The organism is Lebetimonas sp. JS085 (assembly GCF_000523295.1).
GTDB lineage: Bacteria > Campylobacterota > Campylobacteria > Campylobacterales > Nautiliaceae > Lebetimonas.
Map to the genome: position 1 here is coordinate 1 of NZ_ATHR01000001.1, position 20,887 is coordinate 20,887.

Here is a 20,887-nt window from a genome sequence, read left to right on the forward strand (position 1 = left end):
TGTAGTTCATCAGATAAGAAACTCTTTAAAATTTGTCTCTTACAAAGACAGAAAAGAAATTGCAAAGGATTTAAAATCAGTATATCAAGCTGATACTGAGGATTTAGCCATTCAAAATCTTGAATATTTCAATGAAAAATGGGGCAAAAGATACCCTCATATTTATGATTTATGGAAAAGAAACTGGGATGAGCTTGCTACTTTTTTTAAGTATCCAAAAGAACTTAGAAAGCTTATTTATACAACAAATCCAATTGAATCTTTAAATTCTATCATAAAAAGCAAAACAAAATCTAAAGGCTCATTCCCTTCAAAAGAAGCAGCTTTTAAAGTCCTTTTTACTTCAACACAGGAGGTTATGCAAAAATGGAAAAACAGTAGGATTAGAAACTGGTCGGAAATTTATCCTCAACTTGTGATATATTTCCAAGATATTTTAGTAAAATATCTTTAAAGTTTTAGTCTTTGGTTTTTATTTACACAGTTAATTTGATGGGCTCAAAAACTCCGCTTTTAAATATACCTGTCCGATTCCATCAACTCTGCAAGATACATGCCCAGGTACATCACACATTCTTATATTTTTTATAACTGTTCCTCTTTTTATAGTTTTTCCAGCGCCTTTTACATCCAAATCTTTTATAACTGTTACATTATCTCCATTTTTTAATTCATTTCCATTTGCATCTAAAATTTTTTCTTCTTTTTTATTAGCAATTGCCATTTCTTCATCTGTTAGATACATCATATCTGTTAAATCGTTTCTTCCAAGTATATTTAAAATTTTGTAACTCAAAATTTTTACAGCTGGAACTTCACTCCACATTGCATTATTTAAACAATTGAAGTGACTTTCATCATAATTTTCTGATTCTATTTGATTTCTACAGGTTTCGCAAAGTACAACATATCCGTCATTATTATCACTTTTAAAGACTTCGTATATAGAAAGGTTATTATCACTTTCACATAATTCACATTTATTGTTAGCTCTATTAAAGATTTCTTTTTCGTTCATTTATTTCCTTTTTTAAGCAAAATTATATCAAATCAGAACTAAATTAAATTATAAAACATAATTAGACTTAAAATTATTGTTACTACTAAAGTAAACAGGGTAAAAGCATTATTAAAAAACGTATTTTTATATTCTCCCATTATTTCTTTATTATTAGAAAGCATTAAAATTATTATAAGTAAAATCGGCAATAAAACACCGTCTAAAACCTGTGAATAATAAAGGGCGTCAACTACTGATAAAGGTGAAATAACAATAATATCTCCAAAAAGCATAGCACCTAAAAACACAATATAAAATCCTTTTGCGTCACTTACTTTATAATCCATTCCTTCACGCCATCCGAAAGCATCTGCTACAGCATAAGCAGTAGAACCTGCTAAAACCGGAATGGCAAGAAGTCCTGAGACAATTACGCCAATAGAAAATAGGGCAAAAGCATATTTCCCGGCTACCGGTTTTAAAGCTTCAGCTATACTTTGAATTGTATCTATATTGTTATGACCAAAAAGCATTACCGCTCCACTAATTATCATTGCATACGATAAAAGATTAGAATATATCATCCCAATAATTGTATCTATTGTAGCAGTTTTTGCTTGAACGACTGTTTTATGTTCTTCTTTTTCTTCTGCAGCTTGCCAAAATAATAAATAAGGGGAAATTGTAGTTCCTAAAAGCCCAAGTGCCGCTATAATCCAAGCTGTTTTCATTTCAATATGAGGAATAAAAGTATTTAAAAGAACTTCTTTAATGTTTGGATGGGCAATAATAGCATTTATAATATATACCGATAATATTAAAGTAAAACCAATAAGAACTTTTTTAATAGTTTTATACGAATGATAAATTACAAGATATCCAATAAATGCCGTTATTGGAATAAGAAAATAAAGTTGATTTTTACCTGTAATAATGCCTAAAATAGCAGCTAATGCGTCTAAATCTGCCCCTATTGTTAAAATATTAGCAACAGATAATATCAAAATCATAAATATTGTAACTTTTTTATTATAAAACGCATTTGTAAGTTCAGGTAAACTTTTACCCGTTACAAGAGCAATTCTTACAATTGTATTTTGAACACCAATCATCATAGGAGTTGATAATAAAAGTAGCCACAGCTGAGAAAATCCGGTAGTAGCTCCCACCATCGTATAAGTTACAATACCCGCAGGATCATCACCTGCGCCTCCTGTAATAATGCCAGGGCCTAATTCTTTAATTCTTTCACGGTTTTTTGCTATATCCGATTTGATTTTTTCTTTAAAATTTTCAAATTTAGACATATAGTTTTCCTAATTTTCAATATCTTTGTAATAATATTAGCATAGTTTTGTATATTTGTTTTGTATCTTTTACAAAAATAATAAAAAATTTAGAATAATTAAATATTTATAATTTTTATGTACTTTTATAGAAATAAAAATTTAATTTATTATTTAGTTAACATAATGTATATTCTCTTAAAAATTATTTTACAGCTTAATAAACCTCTGTGCATCTTTAAATGCACTGTTATCATCAGTGTTATTAAAATAAACAAAAGATTCATCTAAAAGTTTTAATTTAATACTTTTTAAAATATCATCAGGATAAGAGCCTACATATTTTCCGCTAAATCCGTGAAATCTTACATAATTAAAATCAGCAGTATACTCAAAAATAAAATCCTGATTAAAATCGTGCCAAACCAAACAAATATTAGCGTTCTTCATAATTTCATATACTTCATCGTTATACCAGGTTTTATTTCTGCATTCTATTGCATATTTTAAATTTTTATCCAAAGCATTTACAAAATTTAACAAAAGTTCTTTTTTATATTTTAAGCTCGGAGGAAGCTGAAAGAGAATCACCCCTAATTTATTTTCCAAAACAGAAACAACATCTAAAAACCCTTTTAATTTATCCGTATTTTTTAATCTTGATGTATGGGTTATTGTTTTATTTGCTTTAATCGAAATTTTAAAATCATTTTTTATTTTATATTTCCAGTTTTTTATTGTTGTAGTTTTAGGAAACCTGTAAAAAGTTGAATTAAGTTCAAGTGAATTAAAAAACTGTTTATAATAATCAAACCATTTAGAAGTTGGAAGCTCAGGGGGATAAAAATCCCCCTGCCAGTTACGGTAAAAATAACCGCTTGTTCCTGTATATACCATTACTTAACCATTATATGTACCAAATGCGGATAAAAAATCAGTATCAAAAGGGCAATAACCTGAAAAATAATAAAAGGAATTACACCTATATATAAATCCTTTGTCTGAATTTTATCCCCGGCTGCCCCTTTCAAATAAAACAGGCTGAATCCGAAAGGCGGTGTTAAAAAGGATGTCTGTAAGTTGACAGCTATAAGCAGTGCAAACCAAAGAGGGTCTATTCCAAACTGTTGAACAATAGGAATTAAGATAGGAATAACAATAAATGTAATTTCAACAAAATCTACAAAAAATCCTAAAATAAAAATAACCAGCATTGTAATTGCGACAAATATATCCGGATTTGAAATGTCCTGGGTAAAAAACTGTGTAATTAAATCCCCTGCCCCGCTTTCGTTAAATACCAATGAAAATGCCCTTGCGCCGATTAATATCATAAATACCATAGCGGTGGTTTTTACTGTTTCAACGCTTGAATATCTCAAAAGTTGCCAATTAAATGTTTTATATACAATTGCCAAAATAATTGAACCAAGAGCACCTATTGCCGCTGATTCCGTAGGTGTTGCAAAACCTGCAAATATGCTTCCCAATACTAAAATAATCAAAATAGAAGGGGCGATTAATGATTTTAGAGCATTAATTATTACTTTTGAATATTTTTCGTCTGTCTCAATGGCCGGAGCAATTTCAGGTTTTATAAAAGCCAGAATTAAAACATATATAATATAAAGTCCGACTATAATTAATCCCGGAATTACGGCCGCTTTAAATAAATCACCCACACTTATCTGCATAACCGCCCCTAAAATAATTAAAACAATGCTTGGAGGAATAATCTGACCAAGAGTACCGCTTGCCGCAATTACACCGCTTGCAAGACGTGGAGAATATCCGTGTCTAATCATTAAAGGAAGTGATATAACCGTCATCATCACGACGCTTGCACCTACAATTCCCGTAGATGCGGCTAAAATTGCACCGACCACGACAATTGCTATTGCAAGCCCTCCCCTTACGGGTCCAAATAATTTTCCAATTGATTCAAGCATATTTTCGGCAATTTTGCTTTTTTCCAAAATAAATCCCATAAAAATAAACAAAGGAACGGCCATAAGTGTAAAATTCTGCATAACACCGTATATTCTATAAGGCAAAAGTCCAAAAACGTCAAGTCCTATGTTTGGATCGATAAATGCAACAAAAATCGCACTTGCGCCAAAAGCAAAAGCAACTGGAATACCGAGCATTAATAAAACAAATGCCGCTGCAAAAAGAATTATACCTGTCATTTTACACCTTTTAATTTATAATATGCTTTTCTAAGTTCGGCTACACATTGTATTATTACCACTAAAAAAGCCCATATTATCGCCGATTTAATAATCCATCTGCAGCAAAGCCCGCCCGGGTCACCTGATTGTTCATGCATAGAATAACTCATTTGAACAAAAGGAATAGCTTCAATCACTATTAAAGTAGATAGGGGGATTACAAAAAAAATAATTGTAATTATTTGAATTACCGCCTTAATTTTTATCGGAAACTTGTCATAAAATATATCTACCCTTACGTGCTTATCTCTAGCTAAAGTATAAGCTATGGAAAAAAGAAATGTTATATCAAACAGATGCCATTCAAGCTCCTGCATAGCAATGCTTCCGCCATGCCACAATTTCCTTGCAATTACATCATAACTTACGATTAGAGCCATCGCTATAAGAGCAATTATAGAAATAATCATAAAAAATTTGCTTAAATTTTCAGCCATTAAATCAATTTTGGGAACAAAAGAAAGAATAATTACAGCTGTTGCTACACCGATAATACTTAAATCGATGTGATTACTTAAATTTAATAAAAAATCCATTTTTTTCCTTTAACTTTTAACTTTTCATTTTTAACTTTTAACTTTTATAGGTATTCGGGCAAATCATTGCTAAAAAGAATTAAATCCCCCGTTTTTGTAACATCAGCCAATATTTTTTCAAGATTATTTTTATCTTTAAGAATTATTTTTTTTATTGTTAAATTTTCACAAAGCGTTTTTCTGTTAGCTTCTCCCGTAATAATTGCAATATCAAAAACCTGATTAATTTTTTTTGCAATTTTTTCATTCATCTCTTTTGTGCCCTCTATAATTCCGGGGGTCACAATAATTTTTCTGCCTTTAAATTCTTTTACCAAATCATATGAGCTCAACATTCCTTCGATATTACCGTTAAAACTGTCATCAATAATAATTTTTCCACTTACTTCTATTTTTTGAAGTCTGTGGGGTACGCTTTCTAATTTTAGCACTTTGTTTTTTATTTTTTCAATATTTTTTATAAAATCCAATGCACAAAAAACAGCAAGTGTTACATTTACGGCATTGAATTCACCTAAAATTTGTGATTTAAAATGATGAAGTTCTCCGTTTATTTCAATATCCCATTCTATTCCATTTAGAGAGGATTTCACATTTTTAATTTTATTTTTTATTACGATTACTTTTTTATTGTTTACTTCTTCGTACGAAAAACCTTTTTTTAATTTTGGGGATTCAAATATTTCAAGTTTTGTTTTTTTAATATTTTCCATTGTTTTAAAATATTCTATATGCTGAGGCCCTATTTTTCCAAGAATCGAATATTCATTTTCCAAAAATGTCACTATCTCTTTAATATCTCCTTTTTCCCTTGCCCCGGCTTCAGCTATATAAATTCCCGTATTTTCAGGCAGATCTCTGTTTATATCTAAAACAATACCTTTTATTGTATTTACACTTCTCGGAGTTTTATAAGTTTTATAATCATTTTTTAATAACTGATATAAAAAATTTTTTATTGAAGTTTTTCCGTAACTTGCAGTTATTGTAATAATTGCCGGATTTATTTTATTTAATTTTTCTTTTGCCTTTCTTTTGTATGCTAAAAAAAGAATATATTCAATCAATTCAGAAAACATTACACTTAATATTAAAACACACAAAACACCGATACCCGGATTTATTTTAAGTTTATATATAAAAAGCAGATTTATTGTTTCAAGCAGCCCTAAAATTAAAAAAAATCTTTTTGCCCTTTTTGTAACATTTAAACCTTTGGTTCTTCTGGTCCATAAAAATACTGCGGGAATTAAACCGAAAAAAAGATATATCCAAAAAAATTTATAAGCTGCAATATAAGTAACAACAGGAACAATAAAATATATCAAATGCCAAAGAGGTTTATGAAAATGAAATATAATTCTTTTAACTTTATAGTTATACCATTGAAGCGTGGTAATTAAATAAAATCCCAAAACATAAGCAGTTATAAAATTAACAATCAATTCAAACATAGATTTCCTTAATATCTGATTTCAAAATCACTAAATTTAATTTCAGGTATTTCCTGATATTCGATATTCTCTACAATAGAATAAGGAGAGCCTTCCTTTAATATTTCTAAAAATTCTTTTAAACTTTTCTCATTTTCAATATTTGCAACTGCTTCAACCATTCCGTCAGGAAGATTTTTCACATATCCTTTAAATCCTCTCTTTCTTGCCCTCTCACTTACAAATTTTCTATACCAGACACCCTGAACCCTGCCTGAAATTAAAAATTTATAAGTCATTTATTTTCCTTTTGCCATTTGAATTTTGTTAATATACTGATAATCAATTATTATTTTTTCTTCCAAAGTTACACTTTTTGCAAGCATTTCCAATTTGTTTTCAAAATTGTCAAACAGATAATTAGCCATACTTCCAGGAATTGGATTTATTTCATTTAAATATATAATTCCGTCTTTCTCAAAAAAGTCACATCTAATCAGTGCGTTTTTAAAGGTGCTGTTGTAAATTTTTGTAAATTTTTCTTTTATTTTTATTTCGAAGTTTTGTTCAATATTACTTAACATAATATTTTTTCTACTGAAATCTAAATATTTTTTTTCAAAATCAAGATATTCTTTTTTTTCAACTTTTTCTATTTTTGAGAATATAAATTCTTCATCTGACAAAAAACCGGCAAGATTATATTCATTAATCCCTTCTATAAACGGCTCTGCTATAATTAAATCATCAAATTCCCTTGCAACATCGAACGCATAATCAAGTTCATTCTGATTTTTTGCAACGCCGACCCCTATGCTGCTGCCAAGTCTTGCCGGTTTTACAATTACAGGAAAATTAAACTTTGTCTTTGGCGAATTTATTATTTCATATTCAATTACTTCGACACCTATTTCTTTAGCATAAGCTTTAGTTAAAACTTTGTTATAACTTATTGCACTTGCCTCAATATTCGGAGATATGGCTTTTATACCAAAGAATTCAAGCATTGCCGGTATTTTCCCGTCTTCACCGTCTCGCCCGTGTACAAGATTAATCACAATATCAAAACTCAATTTTTCTTCTTTTTTCAAAAATCCTTTTTTGTAAAAAAATCCGCCCTTTTTTATTTCCAATTTTTGTGATTTTTTATATTCACCGCTTGCAAAAAACTTACTTTTCATATTTTCTTTTTCTATTAAGTAAAAATCTCTTGTCTGATCTATAAAAACGAATTTTAGATTATTGTTTTTTATTTTCTCTTTCAGTGTTATTGCACTTACAATTGAAATTTCATGTTCAAAACTCTGCCCTCCGAATATAATAAGAAAAGTCATTTATTTTACTCCTTTGCTAAGTCTTTTAAGTCCTTCTTTAATCATTTCTTCAACACTGCCGCCTTCTATCCCGTTAAGTGCTTTTAAAATATCTTTTTTATTAAAGCCCAAATTTTCAAGGGCTGTTAAAGCCTGATTAAAAACGGGATTTACATTTTCTATTTCAAATTCGCTCATTTCCATTAATATTCTTTTAGCACTCTTAGGGCCTATTCCAGGGACTTTTTTAAGTGCTTCGATATTTTTGGTTGAAATTATATCCATAAAAGTTTCGGGAGTGTAGGTTGAGCAGATTGCAAGAGCTACTTTTGGGCCGACTCCGTTTAATTTTATAAGCCGCTCAAAAAGTTTTTTTTCATTTTTATCTGAAAACCCATATAAGCTGTATTCGTTTTCTTTGATAATTTCAGTAATATAATATATTCCGTCTGATGCATTTGAAAAAGTCAGCATACTGACATTCAGTTCATAAATTACCCCGTTTACTTCCAAAAAAATTTTACCGCCCTCTTTTTCAAAAATCCTGCCCTTAAGAGCCGCTATCATTATTTTCCTTTATTTTTATTTTTACTATTTTTTTTATATTTCCAAAATCTTTAAGTTTAAATCCGCAAACTCCTTCGTTGCCTTTAGTGTCATATGTCAGTTTTATCGGGGGTTCTACAAAATCAAATTCTATTCTGTTATAAGGTGTCCACGGGCTTAAAGAAATAATTTTTGCATATATTATGGCATTTTGTAATTTATCGATTGTTTCTTCCATCTCTTTTATTTCCTGTTTTAATCCCTCGATTTTTTCTTTTAATTCAACCGTTTTTTGTTTAAAAGAATTAAATTCTTTTAATTTTTTTATTATAGCGGGTGAAGTTTTTATACCTTTTGTTTTATTTTGTAAGTATAATTTTTTCAGTTCATCAACAGAACTTTTATTTTCTTTCAAAACCCTTAATCTTTTATTATATACTTCTATATTTATTCTTAAATCCCTTTTTATTTCTTCCAGTTTTTTTTGTAATTTGTCTGTATCAATGTTTTCACCCAATACCTCGGCAGGAGAAATAATTAATTTATTTTCACTTCCTTTTAAAGTATGTATTTTAATCTCTTCCAATGCATAACATTTTAAATGGGAACCCAAAATTTCTATTTCTACTTTTTTAGCAAAAATTTCCCCTCCCACCACCTGGGAAATTACCGCCTTATTGGCTCTTACTATTCCGTTTTCAAGCCTTGTTATTTTTATTTCATCTGCTTCAACATATCCTTTATGAATATTTATTTCACCTTTTTGGGTATAAATTTTACTCTTTTGATGAGTCTGCCCCATTATTTTTAAATCTTTACATTTAATCAATGCGGAATTTCCGACGTTTCCCCTTACAATTAATGTTGTTGTTTCAACCGTGGTGTTGTCCCCTATGGCCTCTTTGAGCGCATCAGATTCTTTTACGTCAATTTTAATATCACTTTCTTTGGCACCTGTAACATCACCTGTTTTTATATTAATCTGTTTTATCTCCATTTCATCTTTTATTATGAACACTCCGGAATCATTATACAAATATCCGTTTTTTAATGCTATAAAAACTATTTTTTCATTATCTTCCTCTTTTTTTATTGTTTTTTGATCATATCCAATACTCGGAATTTCAAAATCTTTAACTTTTTCGGCCAAAATTATTTTTCCCCTGCAGTTTCTGCCGTTTTTACCAGGTTTGGGTTTTTTTATCTCTATTAAAACCTCTCCTTCTTTTACTGGATAAATAAGCTCTTTTTTTACAGCAGTTTCATTCTTTTTATAATGATAAACCACTTCTCCCTGAACAGTGGGAATTTCATCTATCCCTTTACATAACAATATTTCTTCTTCACTTTCCAAAGAACCTATTATCCTTAATTTTGCAACTATTTTTTCAACCGATTCATCCATTTTTTCATCAAACAAATCTATTAATAAAGAGTTTTTTATTTTTTTCTTGTTAAGTTCGGCTTTAAATTTTTCAAGCAGAATGTCACTGTATACAATAAGTGATTTTGGCGAAAGAATAAATTTTGCTTCGGTAAATTTTTCATTTATTTCCATTTTCCCTGTTAATTCAAAGTCACTTACTTCATATTTTATTATTTTTATCTCATACACCTGCTTTATCTCGTTTTTTTCATTTCTCAAAAAGTTTTCGTTTTTAAGTAACATTTTTGAATTTTCATCAATTTCTATAAACTCATGGTCGTTTTCTGTTTTTATAAAAGTTTTAACTTCCATTACTTCAAAATCAAGATTTGAAAGAGGAATATTGTATTTGGAGGAAATTTTGGCAAGAGTGTCATTAACATTTTCAGTTCTTACAACCAGAGGCAAAACTTGTATCTCTTTTTTTCCCACATTTTCTTTTTTAAAAAAATCAAACAGACCCACATTAGACCTTTTTTGATATAATACCGCTTATGATTAAAGCAATAATTATAAATTTTTTAGGTATTTTCAATTCGAGAATTCTCGGATTTATCAGGGATTTGCTGAGTGCCTCTATACTCGGGGCAAATATGTATTCCGATATCTTTTTTGTCGCTTTCAAATTTCCCAACCTTTTTAGAAGAATTTTTGCCGAAGGAGCCTTCAGCCAAAGTTTTCTGCCGACATTTGCAAAAACTAAAAACAAAGCACGGTTTGCATATGTAATTTTTATCAAGTTTTTTATAATTATACTTATTTTAAGCCTGTTTGTAACTATTTTCAGAGATTTTGTCACCGATATTTTAGCATACGGTTTTAGCAATGAGGCAAAAAAAATAGCTTCCCCTCTTATTGCCGTTAATTTTTGGTATTTGGATTTTATATTTGTAGTAACTTTTCTTGCGAGTTTACTTCAATATAAAAATCATTTTGCGGTTAGTGCTTTTTCAACCGCTCTTCTTAATATTTCGTTGATAGCGGCTTTAATCATTTCAAAAAATCTGCCTAAAAAAGAGATTATCTGGTATTTAAGTTTCGGAGTTTTAATAGGAGGATTTGCCCAGTTAATAGCTCATTTGATAATGGCCAAAAAGAAAAAAATTTTAAGACTGCTTCTTATCGGATGTAAAAGAGAGGAAAAAATTGACATAAGTGAATTCAAAAGACATTTTTTACCTTCTGTATTTGGAAATTCCACCGCACATATTTCAGCATTTTTGGATACATGGCTTGCCACTTTTTTAGTATCCGGAAGTATAAGTTATTTATATTATGCAAACAGACTTTTTCAGCTTCCTTTTGCTCTGTTTGTTATTGCAACTTCAACTGTGTTTTTCCCAAAAATCACTAAACTTTTACATAGTAAAAAAGAGGATAAAGCAATTGCGATGATGAAAAAAATATTTTGGATACTTCTTTATTTACTAATACTCGCAACAATTGTGGGAATAATGGATTCAAAAGATATTGTTAAAGTTTTATTTGAAAGAGGTGCATTTACAAGTAAAGATACTTTTTTTACAGCAAATGTTTTAATTATGTATTTAATAGGACTTATTCCTTATGGAATTAGCAAACTTTTTTCAAGTTATCTATATGCTGTGCATAAACATTTAAAAGCGGCAAAAATTTCTGCTATTGCACTTGGAGGAAATATTATTTTTTCAATTATTTTAATTTTTCCACTTAAAGTTTACGGCTTAGCTCTTGCAAGTTCATTATCCGGGTTTATTATGCTTTATTTATACATAAAAGAGTTTTCATTTAAACTTTTTTTTAAGTTTTTTGAAAAAAAGTATTTGCTTTATTTGATATTATCTGTAATAGCAAGTATAATTGCTGCTATAATTTTTAAAAAAATTCTTTTATTATTTTAAAGGAGCAAAATGAAAATATATGATTCACATTTAAAAGAAAAAGTTGAATTTAAACCAATAAAAAATAATGAAGTTAGAATTTATGTATGTGGTCCCACAGTATATGATGATGCACACTTAGGACATGCTAGAAGTTCCATCAGTTTTGATTTATTAAGAAGAACTCTTTTAACACTTGGATACAAAGTAACTTTTGTAAAAAATTTTACTGATATTGACGATAAAATCATAAATAAAATGAAAGCCACTTCTAAGAGTTTAAAAGAATTAACCGAATATTACATAAATTCTTATTTGAGAGACATGGATGAGCTTAATATACTAAGAGCGGATATAGAGCCAAAAGCGACCGAAACACTTGAAGAAATGTTTGATTTGATTGAAAAGCTTGTAAAAAACGGATGTACCTATACACTTCCTAACGGGGATATATATTTTGATACATCCAAAGACCCCCAATACTGTTCTCTTTCGAACAAATGCCAGGACAGTGAAGAAAATATTCAAAGAATAAAAACCGAAGGCAAAAAAAACCCAAGAGATTTTGCCCTGTGGAAAGCATGCAAAGGAGAAGATGATGTCTGTTTTGATTCTCCTTTCGGTAAAGGAAGACCCGGATGGCATTTGGAATGCTCCGCTATGATTAAAAAACATATTGCTTATCCTGAGGGTGAATATCAGATTGATTTACACGGAGGGGGAGCGGATCTGTTTTTTCCCCATCATGAAAACGAAGAAGCGCAGAGCTGGTGCGCATACAATCAGCATTTGGCAAAATACTGGATGCACAACGGTTTTGTAACAATTAACGGTGAAAAAATGAGCAAATCTCTTGGAAACAGTTTCTTTGTAAAAGACGCCCTAAAGCATTATCCCGGGGAAGTTTTAAGATTTTATTTGATGAGTACTCACTACAGGGCACCTCTTAATTTCTCTGAAGAGGATTTAATTGCCAGCAAAAAAAGACTGGATAAATTATACAGACTTAAAAAAAGGGTTTACGCAATAGTTAAAAAACAAAAAGATGAAGAGTTTGAAAAAAATCTGCTTCTTGCAATGGAGGACGATTTAAATATTTCAAAAGCCCTGGCTGCTATAGACGAATTTGTTAAGCTCTCAAATGAAAAACTGGATAAAAATCCAAAAGATAAAACATTAAAACAAAAAATTATAAGCAATATTGATTTTATTGATAAACTCCTCGGTGTCGGCGGAAGCGATGCTTATAAATATTTTCAAAGTGGCATAGATGAAAATTTAAAAACAAAAATTGAAGAATTAATTCAAAAAAGGGAATATGCCAGAAAAAACAGAGATTTTACCCTTGCCGATAAAATAAGAGATCAACTAAATAAATTGGATATTCAAATCCAGGATACTCCAAACGGAACTGTCTGGGAAAAAAATTAACAATGGAGAATGGATAATGGAAAATGGAAAATTATTTGATATGATAAAGCCTTTAATTTATAGAACCGACCCGGAATTTGCACATGATGCAGTTGAGGCAATTTTCAAAACTGCAAGACGCTGCCCTCTTTTTTTTAATCCTTTAACAAAAAGAAATTTTATTGATAACCCTATATTAAATCAAAAAATATGGGATTTGGAATTTAAAAACCCCGTAGGTGTTGCGGCGGGATTTGACAAAAATGCAACTATGGTTTCAGCCTGGCCCGCACTTGGTTTCGGATGGGGAGAAATCGGTGCTGTAACACCTCTGCCACAGCCTGGCAATGAAAAACCCCGTTCATGGAGGCATGTCGAACATGAGGCGGTTCAAAACGCTTTCGGATTTAACAACGAAGGAGTTGAAGTTATAAAAAAAAGACTTTCCAAGATATATCCTTTTATTTTACCGATAGCGGCAAATATAGGCAAAAATAAAACCACACCTGAAGATAAGGCGATAGAGGATTATAAAATTTTGGTAAAAGAACTTAAAGATGTAGTCGATTTTTTTGTAATCAATATTTCATCTCCAAACACGCCAAATCTCAGGAATTTATTAAACGAAGAATTTATAAATAATATTTTTAATGAATTAAAACCGCTTACTAAAAAACCGATTCTTATTAAATTTTCTCCGGATATGGAAGATGCTGATATTGTAAATCTGGCAAACATAAGCGTGGAAGCCGGGGCTGATGGTATAATTGCCACAAACACCACAATAAATTACGATATTATAAATTCCCCTATAAAAAGAGGTGGAATTTCTGGAAAACCGCTGGCAAAAAGAAGTTTTGAGGTTTTAAGAATTATTGCAAACGAAGTTTTTGGAAAAGTACCAATTATCAGTGTGGGAGGCATAGACAGTGCCGAAGAAGCCTATAAAAGAATAAGAATGGGAGCAAGTCTTCTTCAGATTTATACGGCAATAATTTACAAAGGCCCCGGAATTGTAAGGGAAATAAATAAAGGATTGATTGAACTTTTGAAAAAAGACGGGTTCAATCATATTTCTGAAGCAACAGGTATAGATATTCCAAAAAAAATTAAAGGATAAAAATGCTTCCAAAATTTTATTCTCATAAATTAAAAAACGATTTGGAAATTATAGCAATACCTTGCAACAAAGGAAGTAATGTAATTACAAGCAATATATTTTATAAAGTCGGAAGCAGAAACGAAGTTTTGGGAAAAACGGGAATAGCCCATATGTTGGAACATATGAATTTTAAATCAAGCAAAAATTTAAAAGAAGGCGAATTTGATAAAATTGTAAAATCCATAGGAGGTGTAGATAACGCTTCGACAGGTTTTGATTATACACATTATTATATTAAAACGTCTTCAAATTATCTTGACAAAACATTTTTCCTTTTCAGTGAAGTCATGCAAAATTTGAATTTAAATGATGATGAATTTCAAAGAGAAAGAAAAGTTGTTTATGAAGAAAGACTCTGGAGGGTCGATAATAATCCGGTGGGATATCTTTATTTCAGACTTTTTAACAATGCATTTGTTTATCATCCGTATCACTGGACACCTATCGGTTTTAAAGAAGATATATTAAGCTGGACAATAGACGATATAAGAGATTTTCATTCAACATATTACCAGCCTAAAAACGCTGTTTTACTTGTTGCGGGAGACATTACACCAAAAAGCGTATTTAAAGAAGCGCAAAAATATTTTTCAAAAATAGAAAATACAAAAGAAATTCCAAGTTTTCATTATAAAGAACCGGAACTTGACGGAGACAAATTTATTGAAATAAAAAGACAAACCGAAGTAAATATCGTAGCCCTTGCTTTTCATATACCTGAATTTAATCATAAAGACCAGATAATTTTAAGTGCATATTCAGAAATATTAAGCGGGGGGAAAAGTGCTGTTTTAAAAGAAAAACTTCAATATAAAAAAGAATTGGTCAGTGAAATATATGCATATAATATGGAGCTGATTGATAAAGGCATATTTTTAACCCTGGCTGTCTGTAACCCTGGGGTTAATCCTCAAAAGGTCGTTAAAGAAATTAAAAAAATTTTATTAAATACAAAACCGACTAAAAAACTCTTAAACAAAATAAAAAACGCCACAAAACTCGATTTTATAACATCTATGGAAAGCAGCGGCGGAATTAGTAATATATTTGGAGATTATTTTGCAAAAGGGGACATCAATCCTCTTCTTAATTATGAAGAAAATATATCCAAATTAAATATTAAAGATTTCGAAGAAATAAAAAAATATTTTGAAAAAGGGGTTAGTGTTATTTTACATTCTTAATTATCAATATATTTATCAACTATAACTCTATTTTTCCCACTCTTTTTTGCCATATACATTAATTTATCTGCTTTTTCTATTAAATTTTTTACAGGCACTCTATTTTTTAATTTTACAAAAAGGCCTCCAATGCTAATTGTTACGTTTATTGTAAAATTTTCAAAATTAATTTCTTTAGAAGCTACAGCTTCTCTAATTTCTTCCAATTTATTTTTTAAAGTATTGATATCTTTTATTGCGGAAAAAACAATAACAAATTCTTCTCCTCCATATCTGAATAAATAATCTGAAAGTCTTATTTTGTTTTTAACAGTATTTGCAACATTTTTTAATACTTCATCACCAGCTAAATGGCCATAAGTATCATTTACTTTTTTAAAATTATCAATATCAATAAAAGCTATTGCAAAGGGTTTTTGTGATACAATAGAGACATCTTCGATACCTAAAATTAAATTTTCCAAACTTGCTCTTGTTAACGTTTTTGTAAGAGGGTCTAATTTTAATTTTTTAATTTCCATTGCAGTTATATTTGTTATCAAAAAAGATAAAAACATTAAAGAATTTTTTATAAATTCGTTATATTTTTCAATTAATAACAAATAATTTTCTTCCTCTTTTAAAACAACTATTTGTTCAATTATTTCATTTAAATCATTTAAAAGTTTTAAAATTTTTTCTTTTTTATATTTTTTATCAATTGTTTCTATTCTGTTTTCAATATTTGCCAAAAAAACTTTTTCCTGGAATTTATTATCACTGTCAGTTAAATAGTTTAAAAAGTTTTCAGTCAAATTTAAAAAATAATTTACATATTTAAAAAGTTCCCTATCACTGTTTTTTAATGTATTTAAAATATAATCACTAAACAAAATTTTTTCTCTGTCAATATAATCTTGCAAATAACTAAGTGCCGAATAATTCCTAAGTAAATTAAAAAAATTGTTTGTTTGTATAAAAAGTTTTTCAATATCACAAAAATCAAATTTATCTCTATTTTTAAAAATATTTTTTAAAAAAGAAAGCTCCAAAAAATTTACATTTTCTAAATATGTATAATAATCTATTCCAAAACGGTCCAGTTTTTTTACGAATGTTTTTATTCTATCTTTTATTTCTTCATTTTTTTCATTTAAAAAAAACTCAAAATTTATTTCTAAATTATTTTTATATTCCTCTATCAAAAGCAAAAAATCTTTATTATTAAAAAATCTTTTAGTGTAATAGTCACTTTTTAATTTTTCAATTAAATTATCATAAGCTTTTTCTAATAATTGATTAAAATAAATTTTTAGATTGTTCTTATCCATATCAGTACTTATAAATAGCTGTTTAACAAAGCGCTTCCGACCCTTATCATATTGCTCCCCTCTTCTATTGCTATTTCGAAATCATTGCTCATACCCATTGAGCATATTTTTGCCCCGTATGGCATTAATTTTTCAAAAATATTATAAGTCAGTTTAAAACTTTTTCTAATCTCTTTTTCATCATCGCTGTGAGCACCTATTGTCATAATGCCTTTAAGCTCTATATTTTTTAAATTTTCTTTAATTTTTAAATATGTTTCAATTGCTTTTTCAGGTTCTAAGCCGTGTTTTGTAGGCTCCCCTGAAGAATTAATTTCAAGCAGGCACTTAACAGGTTTTTCAGCTCTTTTATCAATTGCTTCGGCTAATTCATAAGAATTAATTGACTGAATCATAAAAGGGTCAAGTGAAAGTAGTTTATTAATTTTATTTTTTTGTAAATTACCTATAAAATGCCATTCAATTGGGTATTCTTCTAAAGCTTTTACTTTTTTTTCCATATCCTGTACTCTATTTTCTCCAAACGCTCTTTGTCCTTCGTTATATAATTTAAGAAGTGGTTCAATTTTATCCGTATATTTTGTAACGGCTACAATCTGAACAATTAAATGCTCGCTTCTTTTGAGCCTTGCAGCTTCAACTTTTTGTATCAATTCATCCAATGTCATTATTTCTCCTTAATGAACTATTCTCATAATATCGTTAAATATTCCAATTATCATAAGAGCGCCTAAAACAGCCCAGCCTCCTATTGTGAGTTTTATCATAATTTCTTCGCTTATTTCTTTTTTAAACAAGGCCTCATATAAATTGAACATAATATGACCACCGTCAAGTGCCGGAATAGGCAGCAAATTTAAAACTCCCAGATTCACACTCAAAAGCGCCGTTAAAAACAGAAGGGGAATTATTCCCATATTTGCAACTTTAGCCGTCACATCCACTATTCCTATCGGTCCGCTTATTGTATTTAACCCTATCGCACCGGTTATCAGTTTTTCAATACTTTTGAAAATAAGCCCTGCATCATTTAAAAATTTTTGCCATGCAACAACAGGGGCTTTTATTATAGAATAATGAATTTTTATAATTTTCCCGCTGGGGGAGATTCCTATAATTTTTCTTTTTACAGGTTCGTTAAAAATATTTTTAGTAAAAATTATTTTGGGCTGAATAGTTAACATAATAATTTTACTATTTCTTTTTACTTCCAAATTAACTTTATCACTGTTTTGTATCAACACCGGAATTTCATCCCACGATTTTATTTTTACCCCGTTTACTTCAATAATTTTATCACCTTTTTTCAATACATAAAAAGCCGGTGTGTCTTTCATTACATTTCCAACCACAGGTGCAAGTTTTGGCCATCCTGCAACTGCAACAGACAAATAAATCAAATAAGCAAGCAGAAAATTAAACCCAGGCCCGCCCAAAAGAATTAAAATTCTCTGCCATGGATTTTTAGAAGTGTATGAATCCGGATCATTTGATTTCAAAGCCGGATTTGAATCATCCTGACCTTTCATCTGAACATAACCGCCCAAAGGAACAGCACTTAAACACCAGTTGGTTTCCCCTATTTTTTTACAAATCAGTTTTTTCCCAAATCCTATGGAAAAAACTTCAACTTTTACACCTACTAATTTTGCCATTAAAAAATGACCAAATTCATGAAAAAATATTAAAAAAGATAATATAAGTAAAGCACTAATCATTTTGATTCTTTATATATGCTAAAACATAATCCATTCCGCTGTATAATGTTAATATGACGGCAATCCAAAGCAATAAATTCGCAAAAGGCCAGTTCATAATTAAAAAGCCTATTGCAATCATTTGAAAAACTGTTTTTATTTTTCCAGCAAATGAGGCTTTTACACTCATCCCTTCTTCAACCATAGCAATTCTAAGACCTGTAATAAAAAATTCTCTAAGAAGTATTAAATATATTGCCCAGGAATTTGCCCTGTGTAAAAACAACAAGCCTAAAAAAGCACCCAAAACAAGCATTTTATCGGCAAGAGGGTCTAATATTTCACCAAGTTTGCTGACCGCATTAAAATTTCTTGCAATAAAACCGTCAAAAAAATCGGTTATGGAAGCGACAACAAACAAAAGAGCTGCAAAATAATCAAACCAGCTTGAATCAATTTCACTGAATAAATTTCTGTTTACTAAAAAGAAATACATTAAAAGAGCTAAAAAAACTCTTGAAAAAGCCAGTAAATTCGGGATATGTTTAAATTTTTTTTCCCATCTCAGATTTTTTTGAAAATTTATATTATCTTCCGTAATCAACCTATTTTCCCTCCAAACGTTGTGCCTCCGTCAACAATAACGGTTTCTCCTGTTATCCAGCTTGCCTCATCACTGCATAAGAAATAGACAATTCCGGCCAAATCTTCGGGTGTTCCCATTCTGTTAAGAGGACTTCTTATTTCTACCGCTTTTTTTACCTCTTCATAATTCGGAAATGCCCTAAGAGCATCTGTATCAATCGGTCCGCCGCTAACGGCATTTACTCTTATGCCCCATTCTCCAAGCTCTGCGGCAGCGTATTTTACCATGGTTTCAACCGCCGCTTTGCTCGAACCGTGTCCTGCATAATTGGGGGTATAAACCAAATTTCCGGTTGAACTGAGAGTTATTATACTCCCCCCTCTTTCTTTCATTCTTTTTGCCGCTTCCTGGGCACCGACCACAAAAGCGTTAACAGTTGCAGTAAAAATATTACAAATTCCTTTTGGCTTTAATCTCATAAAAGGTCCGAAACCTCCGACAACCGCCCTTCCGCTGATAATCGCATTTGATACAAAGAAATCCACTCTATCAAAATCTTCATCAATTTCTTTAAATAAATCCTTATATGTCTCAGGTTCAAGTATATTTAATTTATATGCTTTAGCTTTAATTTTATATTTTTCACTCCACTCATTCGCTAAATTCTCTGCAATTTCTTTATTTGAATTGTATGTAAAAGCTATATTTATATTTTCTTTAGCAAACCTTTCGGCAATAGCTTTTCCTATACCCCTTGTTCCTCCACTAATTACTAAAGTTTTTTTATTCAAATCATCTCCTTAACATAATATTTTTACTATAAATACTTTTTAATTACTTCTTTAATTTTTGCCTGTGATTCTTTAGAAGGTGATGTTAAAGGCAGTCTGTATTCAAGAGATGGAATAAGCCCTGCTTCATACATTGCAAATTTTATAGGAATTGGATTACTTTCAATAAATAAAACCTTGTTAAGTTCGTAAAGTTCCTCATTTATTTCTCTGGATTTTTCATATTCATCTTTTAAGGCAAGATGGATAAGTTTTGAAATTTTATCAGGAAGCAAATTTGATGTTACAGATATGCATCCGCTTCCCCCTGTTGCCATAATGGGATAATTTATTGCATCTTCCCCGCTTATTACGCTTATACCTGATTTCGTTTTCAAGGCCACTACATTTTCAATTTTTCCAGTTGCCTCTTTAATTGCCACAATGTTTTCAACATCATTAAACAGTTTTACAGCCGTGTCAACTTCGATATTAGAGCAGGTTCTGCCCGGAACATTATATAAAATCACAGGAATAGAAATACTGTTTGCCAGTTCTTTATAATGCTCATAAAGACCTTTTTGGGTAGGCTTGTTATAATAAGGGGCTACACTCAAAATTGCATCAGCTCCTTTACTTTCAGCAAATTTAGCTAAATCTATCGCTTCATGAGTGGAATTGCTTCCCGCCCCTGCTATTACTTTTGCCCTACCTTTACACACTTCAACCGCTATTTCAATACATCTTTTGTGTTCATCATGTGTTAAAGTGGCACTCTCCCCTGTGGTACCCACAGGTACAACACAGTCTATTCCGTTAACTATCTGCCTTTCAATCAGTTTTGCATAAGTTTCTTCATCAACTTTTCCGTTTTTTAACGGAGTGATTAAAGCAGTCATTGCGCCTTGCATTTTATTCCTTTTTTTTGCAATTATATCAAACTTTATCAATGACTAAATGGTAAAATATATAAGAATAACTACAAAGCTAAAAATATAACAGCTTCAGAGCTTCATTTTGCTAATGCACCGCTCAAATTTTGCTAAAAATTGCAAACGCAAGCGCCCTTACGGGTTGAGTGCAATTTTTTAAACGCAAAATTTTCGCTAAATTCCGCTACGCTGTCATATTTTTATTT

General features: G+C 30.2%; 21 protein-coding genes. 5 read left to right on the forward strand and 16 right to left on the reverse strand.

Translation table 11 applies throughout. The annotated features are described in order from the left end of the window. A partial coding sequence (locus tag DZ68_RS0100005) for an IS256 family transposase (protein WP_024786667.1) occupies positions 1 to 454 on the forward strand: 454 nt, incomplete at its 5' end. A 30-nt stretch (positions 455 to 484) separates the two neighbouring features. On the opposite strand, the gene DZ68_RS0100010 is transcribed toward DZ68_RS0100005, so the two are convergent. From DZ68_RS0100010 to DZ68_RS0100055, 10 genes are all read right to left on the reverse strand, one after another. Further along, complete coding sequence (locus DZ68_RS0100010) at positions 485 to 1,018, reverse strand: alkylphosphonate utilization protein (RefSeq protein ID WP_024786668.1); 534 nt, start codon at positions 1,016 to 1,018, stop codon at positions 485 to 487. A 38-nt stretch (positions 1,019 to 1,056) separates the two neighbouring features. Then, positions 1,057 to 2,307, reverse strand: a complete 1,251-nt coding sequence (locus tag DZ68_RS0100015) for an Nramp family divalent metal transporter (protein WP_024786669.1) — start codon at positions 2,305 to 2,307, stop codon at positions 1,057 to 1,059. Between the two features lie 189 nt (positions 2,308 to 2,496). Next, entirely contained in the window at positions 2,497 to 3,183 is a 687-nt protein-coding gene (locus tag DZ68_RS09730; RefSeq protein WP_035906968.1) for a DUF72 domain-containing protein, read from the reverse strand. Continuing rightward, positions 3,183 to 4,475: a TRAP transporter large permease subunit gene (locus DZ68_RS0100025; protein WP_024786670.1), complete on the reverse strand. Its 1,293-nt coding sequence runs from the start codon at positions 4,473 to 4,475 to the stop codon at positions 3,183 to 3,185. Before DZ68_RS0100025 ends, DZ68_RS09730 begins: the two co-directional genes overlap by 1 nt. After that, entirely contained in the window at positions 4,472 to 5,053 is a 582-nt protein-coding gene (locus DZ68_RS0100030; RefSeq protein ID WP_024786671.1) for a TRAP transporter small permease subunit, read from the reverse strand. Before DZ68_RS0100030 ends, DZ68_RS0100025 begins: the two co-directional genes overlap by 4 nt. Before the next feature lie 44 nt (positions 5,054 to 5,097). Further along, a complete protein-coding gene (locus tag DZ68_RS0100035; RefSeq protein WP_024790453.1) occupies positions 5,098 to 6,507 on the reverse strand; it encodes a UDP-N-acetylmuramoyl-tripeptide--D-alanyl-D-alanine ligase in 1,410 nt (469 codons plus the stop codon). An 8-nt stretch (positions 6,508 to 6,515) separates the two neighbouring features. After that, the gene (locus DZ68_RS0100040; protein WP_024786672.1) at positions 6,516 to 6,785 is read right to left on the reverse strand and encodes an acylphosphatase; all 270 of its coding nucleotides are present in this window, start codon (positions 6,783 to 6,785) and stop codon (positions 6,516 to 6,518) included. Then, positions 6,786 to 7,820: a D-alanine--D-alanine ligase gene (locus DZ68_RS0100045; RefSeq protein ID WP_024790454.1), complete on the reverse strand. Its 1,035-nt coding sequence runs from the start codon at positions 7,818 to 7,820 to the stop codon at positions 6,786 to 6,788. Next, positions 7,821 to 8,366, reverse strand: coding sequence for a Holliday junction branch migration protein RuvA (gene ruvA / locus DZ68_RS0100050; RefSeq protein ID WP_024786674.1), 546 nt, complete (start codon positions 8,364 to 8,366; stop codon positions 7,821 to 7,823). Then, on the reverse strand, positions 8,350 to 10,236 hold the full coding sequence (locus DZ68_RS0100055) for a flagellar assembly protein A (protein ID WP_024790455.1): 1,887 nt from the start codon (positions 10,234 to 10,236) through the stop codon (positions 8,350 to 8,352). The genes ruvA and DZ68_RS0100055 overlap by 17 nt, the downstream gene beginning before the upstream one ends. A 29-nt stretch (positions 10,237 to 10,265) precedes the next feature. Here DZ68_RS0100055 and murJ point away from each other — a divergent pair, with 29 nt between their 5' ends. Genes murJ through DZ68_RS0100075 form a run of 4 tightly spaced genes read left to right on the forward strand, consistent with a single transcriptional unit; the run spans position 10,266 to position 15,386 of the window. Further along, positions 10,266 to 11,651 carry a murein biosynthesis integral membrane protein MurJ gene (gene murJ, locus DZ68_RS0100060; protein ID WP_024786676.1) on the forward strand — a complete coding sequence of 462 codons (1,386 nt, stop codon included), beginning with the start codon at positions 10,266 to 10,268 and terminating at the stop codon, positions 11,649 to 11,651. 9 nt (positions 11,652 to 11,660) lie between these two features. Continuing rightward, positions 11,661 to 13,061 carry a cysteine--tRNA ligase gene (cysS, locus tag DZ68_RS0100065; RefSeq protein ID WP_024790456.1) on the forward strand — a complete coding sequence of 467 codons (1,401 nt, stop codon included), beginning with the start codon at positions 11,661 to 11,663 and terminating at the stop codon, positions 13,059 to 13,061. A 16-nt stretch (positions 13,062 to 13,077) separates the two neighbouring features. Beyond that, complete coding sequence (locus DZ68_RS0100070; RefSeq protein WP_024786678.1) at positions 13,078 to 14,160, forward strand: quinone-dependent dihydroorotate dehydrogenase; 1,083 nt, start codon at positions 13,078 to 13,080, stop codon at positions 14,158 to 14,160. A 2-nt stretch (positions 14,161 to 14,162) separates the two neighbouring features. After that, on the forward strand, positions 14,163 to 15,386 hold the full coding sequence (locus DZ68_RS0100075; protein WP_024790457.1) for a pitrilysin family protein: 1,224 nt from the start codon (positions 14,163 to 14,165) through the stop codon (positions 15,384 to 15,386). Here the strand turns inward: DZ68_RS0100075 and DZ68_RS0100080 are convergent. Genes DZ68_RS0100080 through dapA form a run of 6 tightly spaced genes read right to left on the reverse strand, consistent with a single transcriptional unit; the run spans position 15,383 to position 20,660 of the window. Next, positions 15,383 to 16,696, reverse strand: coding sequence for a GGDEF domain-containing protein (locus tag DZ68_RS0100080; protein WP_024786680.1), 1,314 nt, complete (start codon positions 16,694 to 16,696; stop codon positions 15,383 to 15,385). The genes DZ68_RS0100075 and DZ68_RS0100080 overlap by 4 nt on opposite strands. Before the next feature lie 8 nt (positions 16,697 to 16,704). After that, complete coding sequence (locus tag DZ68_RS0100085; protein ID WP_024790458.1) at positions 16,705 to 17,364, reverse strand: YggS family pyridoxal phosphate-dependent enzyme; 660 nt, start codon at positions 17,362 to 17,364, stop codon at positions 16,705 to 16,707. A gap of 9 nt (positions 17,365 to 17,373) precedes the next feature. Then, a complete protein-coding gene (rseP, locus tag DZ68_RS0100090; RefSeq protein WP_035906970.1) occupies positions 17,374 to 18,414 on the reverse strand; it encodes an RIP metalloprotease RseP in 1,041 nt (346 codons plus the stop codon). Continuing rightward, a complete protein-coding gene (pgsA, locus tag DZ68_RS0100095) occupies positions 18,407 to 18,997 on the reverse strand; it encodes a CDP-diacylglycerol--glycerol-3-phosphate 3-phosphatidyltransferase (protein ID WP_024786683.1) in 591 nt (196 codons plus the stop codon). The genes rseP and pgsA overlap by 8 nt, the downstream gene beginning before the upstream one ends. After that, entirely contained in the window at positions 18,994 to 19,770 is a 777-nt protein-coding gene (locus DZ68_RS0100100) for an enoyl-ACP reductase (RefSeq protein ID WP_024786684.1), read from the reverse strand. The genes pgsA and DZ68_RS0100100 overlap by 4 nt, the downstream gene beginning before the upstream one ends. Positions 19,771 to 19,796: 26 nt before the next feature. Further along, complete coding sequence (gene dapA / locus DZ68_RS0100105) at positions 19,797 to 20,660, reverse strand: 4-hydroxy-tetrahydrodipicolinate synthase (RefSeq protein WP_024786685.1); 864 nt, start codon at positions 20,658 to 20,660, stop codon at positions 19,797 to 19,799. Positions 20,661 to 20,887: the final 227 nt, after the last annotated feature.